This is a genomic window from Tenacibaculum piscium, from assembly GCF_021390715.1.
GTDB classification, from domain to species: Bacteria; Bacteroidota; Bacteroidia; order Flavobacteriales; family Flavobacteriaceae; genus Polaribacter; species Polaribacter piscius.
This window is the reverse complement of record NZ_JAJGWT010000002.1, coordinates 281,711-298,174: the sequence shown is the minus strand read 5'-3', so window position 1 is coordinate 298,174 and position 16,464 is coordinate 281,711. Positions and strand designations below refer to the sequence as shown.

The 16,464-nt window shown below is 30.9% G+C and carries 17 protein-coding genes and 1 tRNA gene; 6 read left to right on the top strand and 12 right to left on the bottom strand.

Annotation, left to right across the window (positions count from 1 at the left end; genetic code table 11):
- Positions 1-2 precede the first annotated feature (2 nt).
- The 5 genes from mutS (at position 3) to L0U77_RS03515 (ending at position 5,563) form a co-directional block, all read left to right on the top strand.
- The gene (gene mutS, locus L0U77_RS03535) at positions 3-2,612 is read left to right on the top strand and encodes a DNA mismatch repair protein MutS (protein WP_101918419.1); all 2,610 of its coding nucleotides are present in this window, start codon (positions 3-5) and stop codon (positions 2,610-2,612) included.
- Between the two features lie 25 nt (positions 2,613-2,637).
- Entirely contained in the window at positions 2,638-3,954 is a 1,317-nt protein-coding gene (locus L0U77_RS03530) for an MATE family efflux transporter (protein ID WP_233897539.1), read from the top strand.
- A 79-nt stretch (positions 3,955-4,033) separates the two neighbouring features.
- Entirely contained in the window at positions 4,034-4,810 is a 777-nt protein-coding gene (locus L0U77_RS03525; protein ID WP_233900745.1) for an enoyl-CoA hydratase/isomerase family protein, read from the top strand.
- Between the two features lie 2 nt (positions 4,811-4,812).
- A complete protein-coding gene (locus L0U77_RS03520) occupies positions 4,813-5,004 on the top strand; it encodes a hypothetical protein (RefSeq protein ID WP_193700250.1) in 192 nt (63 codons plus the stop codon).
- Between the two features lie 106 nt (positions 5,005-5,110).
- Complete coding sequence (locus tag L0U77_RS03515; RefSeq protein WP_101918422.1) at positions 5,111-5,563, top strand: 6-pyruvoyl trahydropterin synthase family protein; 453 nt, start codon at positions 5,111-5,113, stop codon at positions 5,561-5,563.
- A gap of 239 nt (positions 5,564-5,802) precedes the next feature.
- On the opposite strand, the gene L0U77_RS03510 is transcribed toward L0U77_RS03515, so the two are convergent.
- The 5 genes from L0U77_RS03510 to L0U77_RS03490 all read right to left on the bottom strand — a co-directional run bounded on the left by L0U77_RS03510 (position 5,803) and on the right by L0U77_RS03490 (position 9,390).
- Positions 5,803-6,558, bottom strand: a complete 756-nt coding sequence (locus L0U77_RS03510; RefSeq protein ID WP_233900744.1) for an LVIVD repeat-containing protein — start codon at positions 6,556-6,558, stop codon at positions 5,803-5,805.
- Between the two features lie 5 nt (positions 6,559-6,563).
- Entirely contained in the window at positions 6,564-7,049 is a 486-nt protein-coding gene (locus L0U77_RS03505) for a hypothetical protein (RefSeq protein ID WP_233861718.1), read from the bottom strand.
- A gap of 116 nt (positions 7,050-7,165) precedes the next feature.
- A complete protein-coding gene (gene pth, locus L0U77_RS03500) occupies positions 7,166-7,732 on the bottom strand; it encodes an aminoacyl-tRNA hydrolase (protein WP_193700253.1) in 567 nt (188 codons plus the stop codon).
- Positions 7,733-7,847: 115 nt separating this feature from the next.
- Positions 7,848-8,423 (bottom strand): 50S ribosomal protein L25/general stress protein Ctc, encoded by a 576-nt coding sequence (locus L0U77_RS03495; protein WP_101918426.1) that lies wholly within the window; start codon positions 8,421-8,423, stop codon positions 7,848-7,850.
- Positions 8,424-8,448: 25 nt separating this feature from the next.
- A complete protein-coding gene (locus L0U77_RS03490; protein WP_233861716.1) occupies positions 8,449-9,390 on the bottom strand; it encodes a ribose-phosphate pyrophosphokinase in 942 nt (313 codons plus the stop codon).
- Positions 9,391-9,540: 150 nt separating this feature from the next.
- On the opposite strand from L0U77_RS03490, the gene L0U77_RS03485 reads away from it, so the two are divergent.
- Positions 9,541-9,622: transfer RNA gene (locus L0U77_RS03485), tRNA-Leu, on the top strand.
- 732 nt (positions 9,623-10,354) lie between these two features.
- Here the strand turns inward: L0U77_RS03485 and L0U77_RS03480 are convergent.
- The 7 genes from L0U77_RS03480 to L0U77_RS03450 all read right to left on the bottom strand — a co-directional run bounded on the left by L0U77_RS03480 (position 10,355) and on the right by L0U77_RS03450 (position 16,063).
- Positions 10,355-11,266, bottom strand: coding sequence for a DUF6371 domain-containing protein (locus L0U77_RS03480; RefSeq protein WP_233900743.1), 912 nt, complete (start codon positions 11,264-11,266; stop codon positions 10,355-10,357).
- 146 nt (positions 11,267-11,412) lie between these two features.
- Complete coding sequence (locus tag L0U77_RS03475) at positions 11,413-12,552, bottom strand: AAA family ATPase (protein WP_233900742.1); 1,140 nt, start codon at positions 12,550-12,552, stop codon at positions 11,413-11,415.
- 230 nt (positions 12,553-12,782) lie between these two features.
- On the bottom strand, positions 12,783-13,079 hold the full coding sequence (locus L0U77_RS03470) for a helix-turn-helix domain-containing protein (RefSeq protein ID WP_233900741.1): 297 nt from the start codon (positions 13,077-13,079) through the stop codon (positions 12,783-12,785).
- A gap of 274 nt (positions 13,080-13,353) precedes the next feature.
- Entirely contained in the window at positions 13,354-14,742 is a 1,389-nt protein-coding gene (locus L0U77_RS03465; RefSeq protein ID WP_233900740.1) for a tyrosine-type recombinase/integrase, read from the bottom strand.
- Positions 14,743-15,012: 270 nt separating this feature from the next.
- Positions 15,013-15,324, bottom strand: a complete 312-nt coding sequence (locus L0U77_RS03460) for a hypothetical protein (protein WP_233883098.1) — start codon at positions 15,322-15,324, stop codon at positions 15,013-15,015.
- Entirely contained in the window at positions 15,314-15,688 is a 375-nt protein-coding gene (locus L0U77_RS03455) for a hypothetical protein (RefSeq protein WP_233897549.1), read from the bottom strand. The genes L0U77_RS03460 and L0U77_RS03455 overlap by 11 nt, the downstream gene beginning before the upstream one ends.
- Positions 15,689-15,730: 42 nt before the next feature.
- Positions 15,731-16,063 (bottom strand): hypothetical protein, encoded by a 333-nt coding sequence (locus L0U77_RS03450; RefSeq protein WP_101918430.1) that lies wholly within the window; start codon positions 16,061-16,063, stop codon positions 15,731-15,733.
- Positions 16,064-16,464 lie beyond the last annotated feature (401 nt).

The window sequence follows — 16,464 nt, the reverse complement described above, 5'->3', positions numbered from 1 at the left end:
AATTGGCAAAAACAACGGCAAAAAAGGTAACGCCACTGATGCAACAATATAACGGAATTAAGAAAAAATATCCCGATGCGATGTTACTATTTCGTGTGGGCGATTTTTACGAAACCTTTGGAGAAGATGCCGTAAAAGCATCCAGTATTTTAGGAATCACCTTAACAAAAAGAGGTGCTGGAAGCCAAAGTGAAACGGCTTTGGCAGGATTTCCGCATCATTCGTTGAATACCTATTTGCCAAAATTAGTAAAATCAGGATTACGTGTGGCGATTTGCGACCAACTAGAAGATCCGAAGATGACAAAAACCATCGTAAAACGAGGCGTTACCGAATTAGTTACCCCAGGAGTTGCTTTAAATGATGAGGTTTTACAATCGAAATCAAACAATTTTTTAGCAGCGGTACATTTTGGTAAAAAATTAATAGGCGTTTCTTTTTTAGATGTTTCTACGGGAGAATTTTTAATTGCAGAAGGAACTCAAGAATATATCGATAAGCTTTTACAAAATTTTTCACCAAGTGAAGTTTTGGTTGAAAAAAAATACAAACAACAATTTTCAGAAATTTTCACCGATCGGTTTCATACTTTTTATTTAGAAGATTGGGTTTTTCAAAAAGATTATGGAAATGATGTTTTAAACAATCATTTTAAGGTTAAAAACTTAAAAGGATTTGGTGTAGAAGAACTCCAACAAGGTATTATTGCTGGTGGTGTGGCAATCTATTATTTATCAGAAACACAGCACGATAAAGTTGCACACATACAATCGATCAGCAGAATTGCAGAAGATAAATATGTATGGATGGATCGGTTTACCGTTAGAAACTTAGAATTATATGGCGGAAATTCGCCAAATGCCGTTACTTTATTAAGCGTTATCGACAAAACAATTTCGCCAATGGGCGGACGTTTATTAAAACGTTGGCTTGCCTTACCTTTAAAGGATTTGGTACAAATAAAAGAACGTCATGAGTTGGTACAATTTTTAATTGATAACGAATCTTTTTTTGAAACGGTAACGTATCAATTAAAACAAATTGCCGATATCGAACGCTTAATCTCGAAAGTGGCTACCGCAAAAGTATCGCCAAGAGAAGTTGTTTTATTGAAAAATTCCTTAAAAGCCATTCTTCCGATAAAAATAACCGCAGAAAAAAGCAACAACAAAACCGTACAACAAATAGGTACACAATTGCATGATTGTCAAGAATTAATTGCTAAAATTACCACCGTTCTTTTAGAAGATGCGCCCGTAAATATTAACAAAGGAAATGCTATTGCAAGTGGCGTTTCTGATGAATTAGACGAACTTCGAAATATCTCGAATTCAGGAAAAGAATATTTAGAAAATATGTTGGCTCGTGAAACCGAAAGAACAGGAATTACCAGTTTAAAAATTGCTTTCAACAATGTTTTTGGCTATTATATTGAAGTTCGAAATCGATTTAAAGACCAAGTTCCACAAGAGTGGATTCGCAAACAAACCCTTGTAAATGCCGAACGATATATTACCGAAGAACTCAAAGAATACGAAACTAAAATTTTAGGTGCTGAAGAAAAAATTCAGCAAATAGAAATCGAAATTTTTTCAAAATTAGTCCATTTTATTATTGATTTTGTAAAACCTGTTCAACAAAATGCTCAAAATATTGCCCAAATAGATGTGTTATTATCCTTTGCAAAATTAGCCATGGATAATGCGTATGTCCGTCCAGAAATAGATGAAAGTACTGATATTGATATCAAAAAAGGACGACATCCTGTGATTGAAAAACAACTGCCCATGGGCGAAGAATATATTGCCAATGATGTTGTTTTAAATAGAGAAAATCAACAAATTATTATGATTACAGGCCCGAATATGTCGGGTAAATCAGCAATTTTACGCCAAACAGCTTTAATTGTTTTGTTAGCACAAATGGGAAGTTATGTCCCTGCAAAAAGCGCCAGAATTGGACTTGTTGATAAAATTTTTACCCGAGTGGGCGCAAGCGATAATATTTCCATGGGAGAATCTACTTTTATGGTAGAAATGAACGAAACAGCATCAATTTTAAATAATATATCGGAACGTAGTTTGGTGTTATTAGATGAAATTGGGCGTGGAACTTCTACCTATGATGGAATTTCAATTGCGTGGGCTATTGCCGAATATTTACATGAACATCCATCGAAAGGTAAAACATTATTTGCCACGCATTATCATGAATTAAATGAAATGACTACGACATTTAAACGTATCAAAAACTTTAATGTATCGGTTAAAGAATTGAAAGATACTATTATTTTCTTGCGAAAATTAGTGGAAGGAGGAAGTAATCATAGTTTTGGAATTCATGTTGCAAAATTAGCAGGAATGCCCAATTTAGTCATCAGCAAGGCTCAAGAAATTCTAAAAAAATTAGAAGAAAATAACGCCCAAAAAGAAGTTAAAGAGGTTTTAAAAGATACGCAACAAGAAAATATGCAAATGAGCTTTTTTCAACTAGATGATCCATTATTAGAAGATATTCGAGATGAAATTTTAGCGACCAATATCGATACTCTTACGCCAATCGAAGCCCTGATGAAACTCAATGAAATTAAACGAATGCTTCTCAAAAAATAATTTCTTTAATAAAAGCTTTTAACAAATGCCACAAGATATTAGTTTTAAAAGGATTAATAAATTAGCTTTTCCTGCCTTAATCGCAGGCGTTGCCGAACCTTTATTATCCACCACCGATTTAGCAATTGTAGGAAATATCCCTATAAATGCCACCGAAAGTATTGCGGCTATTGGAATTGTAGGCGCTTTTTTATCAATGCTAATTTGGGTTTTTGGACAAACACGTAGTGGAATTTCTTCCATTATTTCGCAATATGTAGGAGCGAATAAATTAGCAGAAGTTAAAAATTTACCCGCACAAGCAACGGGTATTGTGGTGCTAACAAGTTTGGTAATTTTAGGAATCACGTATCCATTTGCCAAAGAAATTTTTGAATTTTACAATGCTTCAGGAACTATTTTAAACTACGCAATCGAGTATTATAAAATACGTGTATTCGGTTTTCCATTTACGCTGTTCGTAATTGCGGTTTTTGGCACATTTCGAGGACTTCAAAATACATTGTATCCAATGCTTATTGCGATTGTTGGAACGGTGGTAAATATTGTGTTAGATATTATTTTTGTCTATGGAATTGAAGGCTATATTCCTGCGATGAACATTACAGGAGCCGCCTACGCAAGTGTCATTGCTCAAATTATTATGGCATTGGTATCGGCATATTTATTACTGACAAAAACCGAAATATCCTTAAAATTTACACTTCCTTTTAACAAAGAAATCCCAAGGTTTATCAACATGATTTTAAACCTTTTTGTTCGTACAATAGCCTTAAATACTGCCCTATATTTTGCCACTTCCTACGCTACTTCCTACGGAAAACAATATATTGCTGCCTATACTATCGGGCTAAATATATGGCTAATGGGCGCCTTTATGATTGATGGATATTCATCAGCAGGAAATATTTTATCAGGAAAATTATTAGGAGCAAAAGCACATACATCATTACTGAAATTAGGAAACAATTTATTACTTTATGGCTTTGTATTCGGTGTGTTTTTAGCTATTATTGGATTTGTTTTTTATGATTTTATAGGAACTATTTTCACCAAAGAACAAGCTGTATTAGATGCTTTTTATAGTACTTTTTGGATTATTCTAATCATGCAACCTATTTGTGCTATCGCTTTTATTTATGATGGAATGTTTAAAGGAATGGGAGAAATGAAGTATTTACGAAACGTATTATTACTCGCAACAGCACTTGTTTTTATTCCTGTTTTGTTCTTTTTCGATTCGTTGGATTATAAATTATATGCCATTTGGATTGCTTTTTATGCCTGGATAGTTGCTCGTGCAATTCCGTTGATTTTTAAATTTAGAAAAAGATTTTTATAAAATTATCAAAAGGCAAGTTTACTAAGATAATAACTTCAAAATAAATAATATAGCGTACATTGAACATAAAATCATAAAAATGACAACAACGACCACCACACGAGAAAACGGAAGTTTATATACACATATTGAAAATAATATTGCGACTATTGAATTTGGACATCCTGCAAGCAATTCACTTCCAAGAGAATTATTACAGCGTTTGGCAAATGAATTTAATAGTTTATCAAAAAATAATGACGTAGCAATTATCATTTTAAAATCGGAAGGCGAACGTGCTTTTTGTGCGGGTGCTTCTTTTGATGAATTAATCGCTATTGAAACGCTCGAACAAGGCAAAGAATTTTTCTCAGGATTTGCCAACGTACTCAATGCCATGCGTTGTTGTTCAAAATTAATTATTGGGCGTGTTCAAGGTAAAACCGTAGGCGGTGGCGTTGGATTAGTAGCAGCTTGTGATTACGTTTTTGCCACCGAAAATGCCAGTATTAAATTATCAGAATTAAGTATCGGAATTGGTCCTTTTGTGATTGCTCCTGCCGTTACTCGTAAAATAAATGTAAGCGGTTTAGCCGAATTAACCCTCGATGCAACAAGTTGGAAAAATGCCTATTGGGCAAAAGAAAAAGGATTATACGCTCGTGTTTTTGAAACTATCGAAGAGATAGATAAAGAAATTGAAATTTTTAGTAAAAAATTAGCCAATTATAACACGGAAGCTTTATCAGAAATGAAAAAAACCTTGTGGATTGGAACGGAATATTGGCAAGAATTATTACTCAAAAATGCTGAAATATCAGGGAAATTAGTCCTATCTGATGCCACAAAAAATGCCTTATCAAAATTTAAAAAATAAAAATGCGTTTACTATTCTTATTTCAAGAAACAAAAAACATCCTAAATACCAAAAATCCAAAACCAGGACAGGAAATTGCAAGATGGCTTTATGAACATCCAGCTGTTTTTTTAGGAATAGGTGTGCTTATTTCCGTAGGTTTCGTATGGATTATTACTAAAATTGCAAAACAAATTCGTACTTTCGGCGAATAAAAAATTAAATTATGGGTGGAGATTATTTATTTGCCATTTTAGCAGCAGGAGTAGCAATCGTGTATTTTTATAATAAATACAGAGCAAACAAAAAATTTAAGAGATAGTGAATAATATTAGAATAACAAAGCAGTTTACTTTTGAAACAGGACATGCATTATACGGATATGATGGAAAATGTAAAAATGTTCACGGACATAGTTATAAACTTTTTGTAACCGTTACAGGACAACCTATTTCAGATAGTTCCAACGTGAAATTTGGTATGGTAATCGATTTTGGTGATTTAAAGAAAATTGTCAAAGAAGAAATTGTTGATATTTTTGATCATGCAACCGTTTTTAATCAAAATACACCACATATCGAATTAGCCAAAGAGTTAAAAGATAGAGGACATCACGTTATTTTGGTTGATTATCAGCCAACAAGCGAAATGATGGCAATCGATTTTGCTAAAAAAATTAAAGATAGACTTCCTGAAAATATTAAGCTTCACGCAATAAAATTACAAGAAACCGACAGCAGTTTTGCCGAATGGTTTGCAAGTGATAATCAGTAAGAATTAGGTTGAAATATAAAATAAAAAGCGCTATAATTATATAAAATTATAGCGCTTTTTTTGTTTAAGAGCTTGTTTAAAAATCAAATAAAAGCCAAATTATCGTCATGCTGAATTTATTTCAGCATCGCATAAGGCTAAGAACTACGGCAAATCAGGATGCGAAACTGAAATAAATTCAGTTTGACGGATTCGATTTCCAGCTATAAAACGTTTTTAAATGAAATTTAAACAAATACTTAAAAAGTAAAAGTACTTATTTTAGTGAATTTTGCAATATTCGTAGCATCTAATTCATATTGATCAATGCTGTTTTTAGAAATAATAAACGCATGATTATTTCTGATAATAATATCTAACGCGCCTTTTGTCGTAATTTCATCAATATATTTAGAGTCTTTTGGGTTTGAAACATCAAAAATTTTAACCGTATCATCACAAACTAATAAGTAATTATCGGCATATAAACTTAATCCTTTAGGTTGTTTTAAACCTCTATTGTTTAATAATATTGGATTTTTTATATCGGTAATATCGTAGGTTTTTAATTCATTTACCATTCCCTGACAACCAGAATTACTATGTAAAGTTACATACGCATTTGTGCCATTAGCAACCACAGGATCACAAGAGGTAAAATGATTCGATTGCGCTAATTTTTTAGGCAATTCTTTGTTTGTAATATCATAAATAAACATCGCATTTTGTGAACCGATGAATAAATAATTATCAAAACTAAATAAGGTTTCAATATTAAAGCCGACATCAATCGTATTTACTTTTACAGGATTTTTAGTATCAGCAATATTAAAAACAGTTAATTTATAAAAATCAACAGTGTATAAATAAGCATCTTTTAAAATAAAAGTAGCTAAAGAACCACCCATTCCATCACCTGACGAATTGCTTGAAACATCGTTATTGCTCGAATCTTGACTGCAAGAAATTGTAAGCGTCAAAATAGCTATAATTAGTAGTGTATATATCTTTTTCATCGCCTTTATTTTTGTGTCCAATTAACAATAATTTCTTCATTTTTAACCGATTCATAAAAACCATCTGGTGATTCTAATTTCGGAAAAACATTTTCTAATCGTTTATTAATCTTGAAATTAAACGTTTTCAAATCAATACTTAACGAAACTAAATCGGTTGCTTGGTTGATAAAAAAAGTATTATTTCTGATAGCAATATCGGTTGCGCCTGGTATTTTTAAAAATTTCTTTTTGATGGGATTTTTAGGGTCGGAATTATCAAAAATATGAAAGCCTTTTCTTTTATCGTTGATAAAAATATAATTGTCAAAAATGTAAATTTTAGACGATTCACTCATTACTTCCGCATCTTGAAAAACAATAGAAGTGTTTAAATCAGCTCTTTTGATAATTACAGGTTCGTAGGATGATTTAAAACTTTCACCTCCTACACAGCCAGTATCAAAACAACTAGAAAAGATTAAAAAAGAGAATAGTAGTAGTATCTTCATAGTCAAGTATTTAGACATCAAAAATAACACTAATTTTTAAAAAACAACTCTTTATTTATAATAATTATAAATAATTTTCATCAAAAAATAAGCCTAGAAAATAATATATTCTAAGTTTATTTGCCGTTAAATTCATTCATGGTATTTGCCATTCCTCCCGTGATAAAAGAAGTAACAGCGTTTACAGAAGTTGGAATACGTTCAATTAATTCACTTTCTTCCTCTTTGCTCCATGTTCCTAAAACATAATCTACTTGACGACCTCTGCCATAATCTGCCCCAACTCCGAAGCGAAAACGTGGATATGCGCCTGTATTAAATTTTGCTTGAATATCTTTTAAACCATTATGTCCGCCTGAACTTCCTTTTGGTTTGATGCGAAGTTTTCCGAAATCAATATTCAAATCATCGGTGATTATTAATAGGTTTTCAACTTGAATATTTTCTTGTTGCATCCAATACATAACCGCTTTTCCACTTAAATTCATGTAAGTGCTGGGTTTTAAAACAACGACTGTTTTTCCTTTAATTTTAAGTCTAGCAATGTCACCAAGTTTTTCAGTTTCAAAACTAGCATCGTGTTCTTTTACAAAAGCATCTACTATTTTAAAACCTATATTATGACGAGTATTGTGGTATTGTTCTCCAATATTACCTAAACCTACGATTAAAAATTTCTTCATCGGATTTTTATCTGTTGATTATACTTTAAAAAAGCTTTTGTAAAAAAATAAATTCAAAAATAAAAAAAAAGCGTTACACAACGGTAACGCTTCTTCTTTTATTGTATAAAAATTTCTAATTTTCTGCTTCAGCAGCAGCTTTTGCAGCATTACGAGACATACGAACTTGTGCAACTACAGTGTTATCTGGGTGTAGTAAAGTATATTTATCGTTTCTTAACTCAGTAACATATAATTTATTACCAATAGCTAATTCAGTAATATCAGCTTCAATAAAGTCAGGTAAATTAGTTGGTAATCCTTTTACTTTTAACTTACGTAAGTTGTGACGTAAAGCCCCACCTAACATAATACCTTTTGCTACTCCTACTAAACGTACAGGAATATCCATAGTAAGTTCTTTATCATCGAAAATTTGATAAAAATCTACGTGTAAAATAGCATCTGTTACAGGGTGAAATTGGATATCTTGTAAAACAGCATTATATTTTACACCATCTAATTCAATCGTAGCAGTAAATACATCTGGAGTAAATACTAAAGGCTTGAATAATTTTTCAGTTGCTGAAAAGTGTACAAGCTCGTCTCCTCCGTATAATACGCAAGGAACCTTTCCAGCATTACGTAAGGCTTTTGTTGCTTTTTTACCTACGCTTTCTCTTTTTGATCCGTTGATTGTAATTGATTTCATTACTTTGTTTTTATTAATTAATTATTTACATTAAAAATTCATCGCTAATTGACACGTTATTATGAACTTTACGCATCACATCAGCAAATAAAGAGGCGCAATTTACCACTTTTATTTTAGACACACTCTTTTTTAATGGAATTGTATTTGAAACAATTAATTCTGTTAATTTAGAATTCTGAATTCTTTCATAAGCTCCACCAGAAAGAATAGGGTGTGTACAAATAGCACGTACACTTAAAGCACCTCTTTCCATCATTAAATCGGCAGCTTTGGTAAGCGTTCCTCCTGTGTCAATCATATCATCCACAAGAATTACATTTTTACCTTTTACCTCGCCAATTAATTCCATGTAAGCGATTACGTTGGCTTTTTGACGTTGCTTATAACAAATTACCACATCACTTTCTAAAAATTTAGAATACGCATAAGCTCTTTTTGAACCACCCATATCAGGTGAAGCAATGGTTAAATTATCTAAGTTTAAGCTTTTTACATATGGAAGGAAAATAGTAGAACCAAATAAATGATCTACAGGTTTTTCAAAAAATCCTTGAATTTGATCAGCATGTAAATCCATGGTCATAATTCTGGTAGCTCCTGCTGATTCTAGTAATTTTGCCACTAATTTAGCCCCAATAGCTACACGAGGTTTGTCTTTTCTGTCTTGACGTGCCCATCCAAAATAAGGCATCACAGCGGTAATATGCCTTGCAGAAGCACGTTTAGCTGCATCACACATCAATAACATTTCCATTAAATTATCTGCTGATGGAAACGTAGATCCAATCAAAAATATTCTTCTTCCTCGAATAGATTCTTCAAACGCTGGTTGAAATTCACCGTCGCTAAAATGTGTTGTTGTTACATTTCCTAGTGGTATTCCGTACTCTTTAGCAATTTCTTTAGCAAGTTCTGTACTTTGTGAACACGCAAAAATTTTTGGACTTAATTGATCTATAGGCATTTAGAAAATATTCTTTAAAGTTAATGTTGTTGTTAGTGCAAAAGTAAAACTATTTTAAGAGTTTAAAAGTTATTTTAGCCGAATTAATTAAAAAAAATTATAGATTTGCATACCTAAAATTACCTTATTTTATTTCGATAAAATAATAATGCTCGAGTGGCGGAATTGGTAGACGCGCTGGATTCAAAATCCAGTTTTTTCGGAAGTGCGGGTTCGATTCCCGCCTCGAGTACATTTTTACTATTCAATATCTTACAACCAACTGTAAAACAACAACTTAAAATAAAGTACTTTTTATTATTGGTCAGTTTTTGAGCAGTTTGAAAAATTTAAGGTTGTTTTTTGGTTTTATCATTTGCAGAATATTTGCAGATAAATTAAGAATTAACAACCCCCCTTTGGTTTTCGCTTGTACTGAATGAAAAATTCTAATCGGTTGCATTTGCTTCATAACTCAAAGTAGCAAAATATTAATATTTGCATTGCGAAAGGGAAATTTTGCCCAGTCCTTTCAGGTGTGAAAAAAAACGCTCCTTTAATTTGCCGTGGTTATTTTTGGCTTTGGCTTTAAGCTAAAAATTTAGCAAAACGTATTAAAGATGGTCTTTTTTATAATGTAAGAAAAACACACGCGTAACAGATACTCAGGAACTTGTGTATTTGACAAAGTACACACGCGTAACAGATACTCAGGAACTACCAAAATAAGAACCTCAGCAAACGCAAAGAATAATTTAATATACTTTACTGCTGAGGTTATAAGACTGCTTTAAAACGCTTGTTTTTTTATAGTGTCCAGTACTTCAGCTTTTTTTTAACTTATTCTACATTTAAACGGCATTTTAATTCTTTGAAAATCTTTAAAAACTCCTTTAAACTTTAAAAAGTAGTTATTGCCTCCTATTCTGTAAATATTATTACGTTCAATTACTCTTAAATGTTTGTGTTTTTTCATTCTTTTTTTTTATGATAAAAATTGTATCAAATAATCAGTAACATCAAAACCTTGTTCTTTTTCGTAATCCGTTGCTTTGTCTCTTAATAATGTATTAGTAGTAAAATATACATCTTTTGCGAGTTTAGGTATTTTATCATTCCATAAATCAAAACAACCAGCATCAGGAAACAACACTACATTACGCCCCTTTAATACCTTTGTCTTTGCTTCATTTAAATTATTAAGTGAACCACACGCCAACCAAACAAACTCAGGAATGTAAACACTTGAAATAATAGCCGTTTTTTCACTTTCGCAAATTGCTACTGTTTTTGTTTTATCTTCATTTAGTAGATGTTCACCAAAATAACATTGTTCTAAATTAAAGTTATCAATTTTTGAGTGTTCCCAGCCAATATGATTATACGGCTTCTTAACTCGTTTACCGTTTTCAGGATTGTATAACATTGTTTTTCCACTTCTTATTTTTCCGTTAATATCCTGTTGCCAAAAAGTGGTTGCACCGTTCCATTTGTTAGAAGTTCCAATATTGTATTTCTTAGCTAATTTAATTACATCTTCTTCAAACCAAAGAATATTTAAAAAGTCTAAAAAAAAGTTAGGAGCTTTACTGTTTACGCTCTTATTCATAACCTCAGCATTAAAATAAGTTGTTGCTGGTTTTGGTGGTGGTGGCTTTCGTACAAATGGTACTGCCTTTGTTTCAGATAAAATATTATTATCTTGAAAATATTGCTTTGGTTTATAATGATAACCACACTTTACAAGCCTACTGCAAACCCCTACTGCATCGTTTAGATGTTCGTTAGTTTGTGTATCAATGTATCTTGTAAATTGATTAGGTTTATTACAATTTGGGCAACGGTAACGGCTTTTTGTTCCGTTGTATTTCTCTAAAATGTATCTGTAATCATTCATAAAATTAAATAATATTATTCCTATCGGTTTACGGTTTAAACCAGTTTAATAAACCCCTATAATCATCGGTTTACGGTTTATAAGCGTATGTATACGCTTAAACTAAACCGATAGAAAGTAAAAACTGGTTTACTGTTAAACTGATGTTAGTGTTCTTTTTGAGTATATTTTCCTAGTTTGTATGGTGCTTTCGGTTTATCTTGAAGTAACCATTCGTTATTTTTGCAATCTGTAATTAAACTCTTTACTCTATTTTCTCCAATAGTCGATTTAAACTGATTCTTATAAGATAAACCGACTTGACGAACCAATTCAGAATATGAAAAACTTTCACCGTGACTAAATACTTCTTTTAATATCTGATATTTTTTATAATCTTCTAAACTTGAAACATCAAACTTGTTCTTTTTGGTTTCCGTCCTCGCTTCAAAATTATCTGCAACAATTGGAATACCGTATTCGTTTATTTCAAATGCAAAAACTTCGGGTTCAACATCTCTACATTGTAAAGGTGTTACTATTGAAATATCGCTATCGCTTTCACTTTTTGCAACTTCTAAAACCGTTTCAGCTTTATTGATTAATTCAGTACCTATGTGCCCACGTGCATTGGTATCGCTTTTATTTTGATGCAATACATTAACAATGTGAATATTGCGTTCCTCCGTCCATTTTAAGAGCTTACTAGCTACGTTGGTCGCTTGTTCTTCGTCATTTATTGAAGTAACCAAATCTTTTACTCCATCAATAACAACAAAACCGATTTTATCATTTCTGTATATTTCAGTTTCAATAAATTGTAAGCGTTCTGCTGGTGTGAAACTTCTTAAAAAAAATGCGTGTAAATTCTTTGGCTCGTTTTCATTAATTTGCGTACAAATACGCTTTATAGCCTTTTGTACGTGGTATTTACCTTGTTCCGTATCAAAGTATAATACATCGCTTTGATTCTTTGGTAAATCGCTTTTAAATCGTTCTAGTATTAAATCTTTATTCAAGGCAGTTGCTACTGCTATATTAATATAAAATGATTTACGGCTTTTTGCTTTACCGATTACAAGGCTAAAATTTCCGAGCGTTCCAAGTATTGCCGAACCTTCTTTTTGGGTATTGATTAAGCTGTAAGCTATCTGCGGGGGCGGTATTGTTTCGGAAACATCAATTTTATATTGCAGTCGTTTATGTTCGTGGTTGGTTTCTCTTTTATCAATCGCATCATTTGTATTAGCTACACTTTCTAATAACATTTCAGGTGTAATGTTTGATTTATTTTCAATATTAATCATTCTATTTTGTGCCTTTACTTTCGTTTAAATTTTGGCATAAGTAATGCCGTATCGCTTAGGATTAAGCAATTTTTTTAATAATAGGAGCGTATCAAATAGGTACGCTCCTATGTTTTTACATTCTAAAAATTATCTACATAAAAGACTTTATAATAAAGGCTACTAATATTGATAAAATAAAGAGAAAAAAATCAGGTTCTTGCAGAGGTTGCTGAGGTGTTTCCATCAAATTACTTGTTAAGTTTTACAATGGCTTCATTTATACTTTCTCGAGTGTAAAGAACTCTATTTGTTCCCGCAATACTTACTGGAATTAATAATTTACGATGCTTCCAATTATGAAGTGTGGATAAATCTACTTTGAGTAAATCAGCGGTTTCCTGCCTTGTTAAATATTCGGCTGGTTCTTTTGGTTGGAATGTTTTTTTTAATTCCTGCAATTGTTCTGCAACGCCTTTAATGATTGCGTTTTGAAGTTGTTCAGCTGTAATCTGAATTAATTGGATTTGTTGTACTGGTAATGGCATATATTTAATCGTTTTTTTTAAGATTAGCCAAACCATTTAATAAAAGTTGTACTTTTGTAAAATTATTTTATCCTGCAAGATTAATAATTCTATAAAGGTGTTTCTCTCTATTTCGATGGTTTGGAACATCTTTTTTTGTTATTGCTATCTTATTGTAGCTGATGCAAATTTAGTTTACTTTGTTAAAATCCGAAAGCTATACTTATTCACAAATCCCTTGAAGTTTTCAACAAAGGCACTTTTTAATACATTGTAGACACTTTCTCATTGTTCGTTAATAGTTCCTAACTAATTTTAATTTTGCGGGTTTATTTGCTTTGTTATCTTCCATCATTTTATAATAATCATTAAAAACCTCTATGTGTTCGTCTGTATCTTTTTGAATGTATTTCATAAATGTAGCAACCTTTGTGTGTCCTGTTACTTTCATTATTACTGATACTGGCAACTTATTAAAATGTAGGGTTGCGAAAGTCCTCCGTCCTACGTGTGTACTTATGTATTCATATTTCGGGCGTTCTTTTTTCTCGTTTCGGTTTGTATCTTCATTTCTTTTTTTACCTAAAATTAATTCATTTAACTCTGCCTGTTTACAAATTTCTTTAAAGTACTTGTTTAGTTTTTGTGTACTCACTTTGTAAGGTAATCCAGTTTTATAGATTTCTAAAACCTTTGGCAGTACTGGAATTATTACTTTTTTTGAGCCTTTAATTTGTTTTATCTCTATTCTATAATTTGCACCTACTTTTACAAAGTTTTCTTTTTTGATACGTTCAATTAAAGCTGTTCCACGTTGCCCAGTATAACACGCAATTATTAAATATTTACGTGCATTAATTAAGGCTAATGATTCTAATTTTACAGATTCTATTTTTTCAATATCATTTTCAGATAGTGTAATTACGTCCGTGTCCGTATCATAGGTATTAACAACTTTAAATTTTACGGTGTTAAGATTTTCAGGAACGGGAATTTTTTTTGATGCTTCATTAATTACGGCTTTTAGGATTGCTATTTTCTTAACGGCTGTATTATGTGAGTAATCTTCGGTATAAATTAACCAGTCGAAAAACTTTGTAAACCAGTCCGTGTTTAAATTAATAACTTTTGCAGTTTCTAGTGTTTGATTTTCTAGTTTTTGATACCTATTGATAACGTTTTTAAGGTCTTTATAACCTTTGATAGTATTATAAGATAAACCAGTAGTATTTTTTGCGTTGGTTCTTTTAGGGGCTGTATCAATAATAAAATCAATCCAGTATTTCAGATAAAAAGATTCTGTTGTTAATTGGTTCGGATTACTGAAATTATCAATTTGATTAAGTAACCATTCTTTATTTAATGATACTATTTCTTTGTCTCGTTTGTAGCTATTCAGTAGATAAACTTCAAACTCTTTTAATTTACTCTTTACATCTAAAATATTAATTCCATCAATTTCAGCTGGTGCATTTCTTTTGTCTCTTTGCTCCCAAAAGTTTTTTGTAATGTATTCAAGTGATTTTATTTTTAAAGTCTCCTTTGTATCAATTACGGCTCTTAATGAAATATCAGTATAAGGTAAATTATTAGTTTTGTTAGGTATCTTCTCCCTATGATAAAATCGTACTGTTAAATGTGCTTTCTCTTTTGTAGAACGGTAATAATAATTAACGGTTGCCATTGCTTCTAGTTTAGTTGCACAAAAATAACTTTATTGGACAACTTTTGAACAGTTTTTTTGCATTTAGTTCAATTTAGGTGCATTTGCTTTAATCTTTTTGATTCACAAAACAAGCTGTAAAGCCTTTAAAATATAGGGTTGTTTGTAGTATTTGTTGAGGTTGTGAAGTGTGGACAATTTAAGGGGGTGTATTCCCGCCTCGAGTACAAAAAAAATCGAGAATTTCTTCTCGATTTTTTTGATTTATACTTCTTAGTTTTTTTTAAATATTTAATTACTTCCTAATTTTAGAGCATCCAAAACATTGTCATATCTAGGAGTAAAAAAGAAATCTTCTAATATTTTCTTGATATCTCTTTTTTGAGGCGCAGGAGTTTCTTTCTTTTCTGAGATTATATTTGCTGTTATTTGGGGAGCAATTTCTTCTATTATTTCTGAAGTTATAGATTGTTTTATTTCAGGAATAATTTGTAAAACTTTGCGTTTATAAATATCTTGATACAAGGTTATATAATTTGTAAACTCGCTATCAAAAGTATATTTTTTTATGTTTACATCGTTATATACATCACTATAGTTCATTATCTAATTCTTTTTTGTGGCGACTTAATAAGGTTCTGGTAAGTGCTAAATTTGCCTTTTTAGAATCTACCGCTAAATAAATAAAATAGTCACCACTTGGCGATAAATTAATAATATGTATTTGATTTTCTAAATTAAAATAAACATCTTTGATGTCCTCCCCCAATCCTAAGGTACTGATTGCTTTACGCTTTGCATTGATTATTTCTACATTATAAGCACAGGCTAAAGCAGGATCAAAATCAGCCTGAGAAGAATGTGAAATAAGTGATTCTCCAGAAGCCATTTCAGCAATACTAATTGCGATATATCCAGGAATATCTTCTCTTACATTTTTAACTAAATTATCTAAAATTTGTTGCATTTTTTTTGGTTTTTTGGTTTATAGTTTATTTATAGTCTAATCTTAAAATTCTTTCTTTAGCGTAATTTCTAGCAATCCTGTATTTATTTTTTTATCTGATAAGAAAAATAATATATAGCCATTATGTTTAACAATTAATATATTTTCATCATCCGATTTTAGCCTGATTTGTTTTAAAACAGTGTTAAAAAAAGTATTAAAAAAATGATTACTCATATTAAAAATAAGCGTTTGAAACACAATCATTTTATCTTGTAAATCTCCTAAATCATTTTCTTTAGGATAAAAATCAATCACCTCAGCTTCTCCATTTTCTTCTTTTAAAAGAAAGATTGCTTTTGATGCTGTTTTTTTTAAAAGTTCTTTTAAATCCAATTTTTAATTATTTAGTATATGCCAAATCTACAGCATTAAAAAGAACTAATTATTGAACGATACTATTCAATTATAGCACGATAGTTCTTTTATCTACATTTTTTAAAACATCAAAAAAACAACTAAGTCACTAATAATCAATAAGATAATTAAAAGTATAAGAACTTAACAACCAATAAACATTGCACAATAATATGCTATAAAATAACCATTGAATTATCAATTAAAATAGTTGTTAAAGCATCAATAAAGAGATTTTTGTTTCAAAAAAAAATAAAAATAAAATGAAAATAAACGTAAATTAATTGTTGGTTATTTTTTTTTTAAAAGGAAGTTTTGTATTTTAAAAATCATTATTATTGATACCTAGAAATAAAAAAAATTAACCATTTACTTTAAAT

Bases quoted from the DNA above. Each gene is read 5' to 3' on its own strand.
- L0U77_RS03495 (WP_101918426.1), bottom strand. From the start codon at position 8,423: ATGAAATCAATTACAATCAACGGATCAAAAAGAGAAAGCGTAGGTAAA.
- L0U77_RS03465 (WP_233900740.1), bottom strand. From the start codon at position 14,742: ATGGCAACCGTTAATTATTATTACCGTTCTACAAAAGAGAAAGCACAT.
- L0U77_RS03510 (WP_233900744.1), bottom strand. From the start codon at position 6,558: ATGAAAAAGATATATACACTACTAATTATAGCTATTTTGACGCTTACA.
- L0U77_RS03525 (WP_233900745.1), top strand. From the start codon at position 4,034: ATGACAACAACGACCACCACACGAGAAAACGGAAGTTTATATACACAT.
- L0U77_RS03470 (WP_233900741.1), bottom strand. From the start codon at position 13,079: ATGCCATTACCAGTACAACAAATCCAATTAATTCAGATTACAGCTGAA.
- L0U77_RS03455 (WP_233897549.1), bottom strand. From the start codon at position 15,688: ATGCAACAAATTTTAGATAATTTAGTTAAAAATGTAAGAGAAGATATT.
- L0U77_RS03520 (WP_193700250.1), top strand. From the start codon at position 4,813: ATGCGTTTACTATTCTTATTTCAAGAAACAAAAAACATCCTAAATACC.
- L0U77_RS03475 (WP_233900742.1), bottom strand. From the start codon at position 12,552: ATGATTAATATTGAAAATAAATCAAACATTACACCTGAAATGTTATTA.
- L0U77_RS03530 (WP_233897539.1), top strand. From the start codon at position 2,638: ATGCCACAAGATATTAGTTTTAAAAGGATTAATAAATTAGCTTTTCCT.
- L0U77_RS03505 (WP_233861718.1), bottom strand. From the start codon at position 7,049: ATGAAGATACTACTACTATTCTCTTTTTTAATCTTTTCTAGTTGTTTT.
- L0U77_RS03480 (WP_233900743.1), bottom strand. From the start codon at position 11,266: ATGAATGATTACAGATACATTTTAGAGAAATACAACGGAACAAAAAGC.
- L0U77_RS03490 (WP_233861716.1), bottom strand. From the start codon at position 9,390: ATGCCTATAGATCAATTAAGTCCAAAAATTTTTGCGTGTTCACAAAGT.
- L0U77_RS03460 (WP_233883098.1), bottom strand. From the start codon at position 15,324: ATGAACTATAGTGATGTATATAACGATGTAAACATAAAAAAATATACT.
- pth (WP_193700253.1), bottom strand. From the start codon at position 7,732: ATGAAGAAATTTTTAATCGTAGGTTTAGGTAATATTGGAGAACAATAC.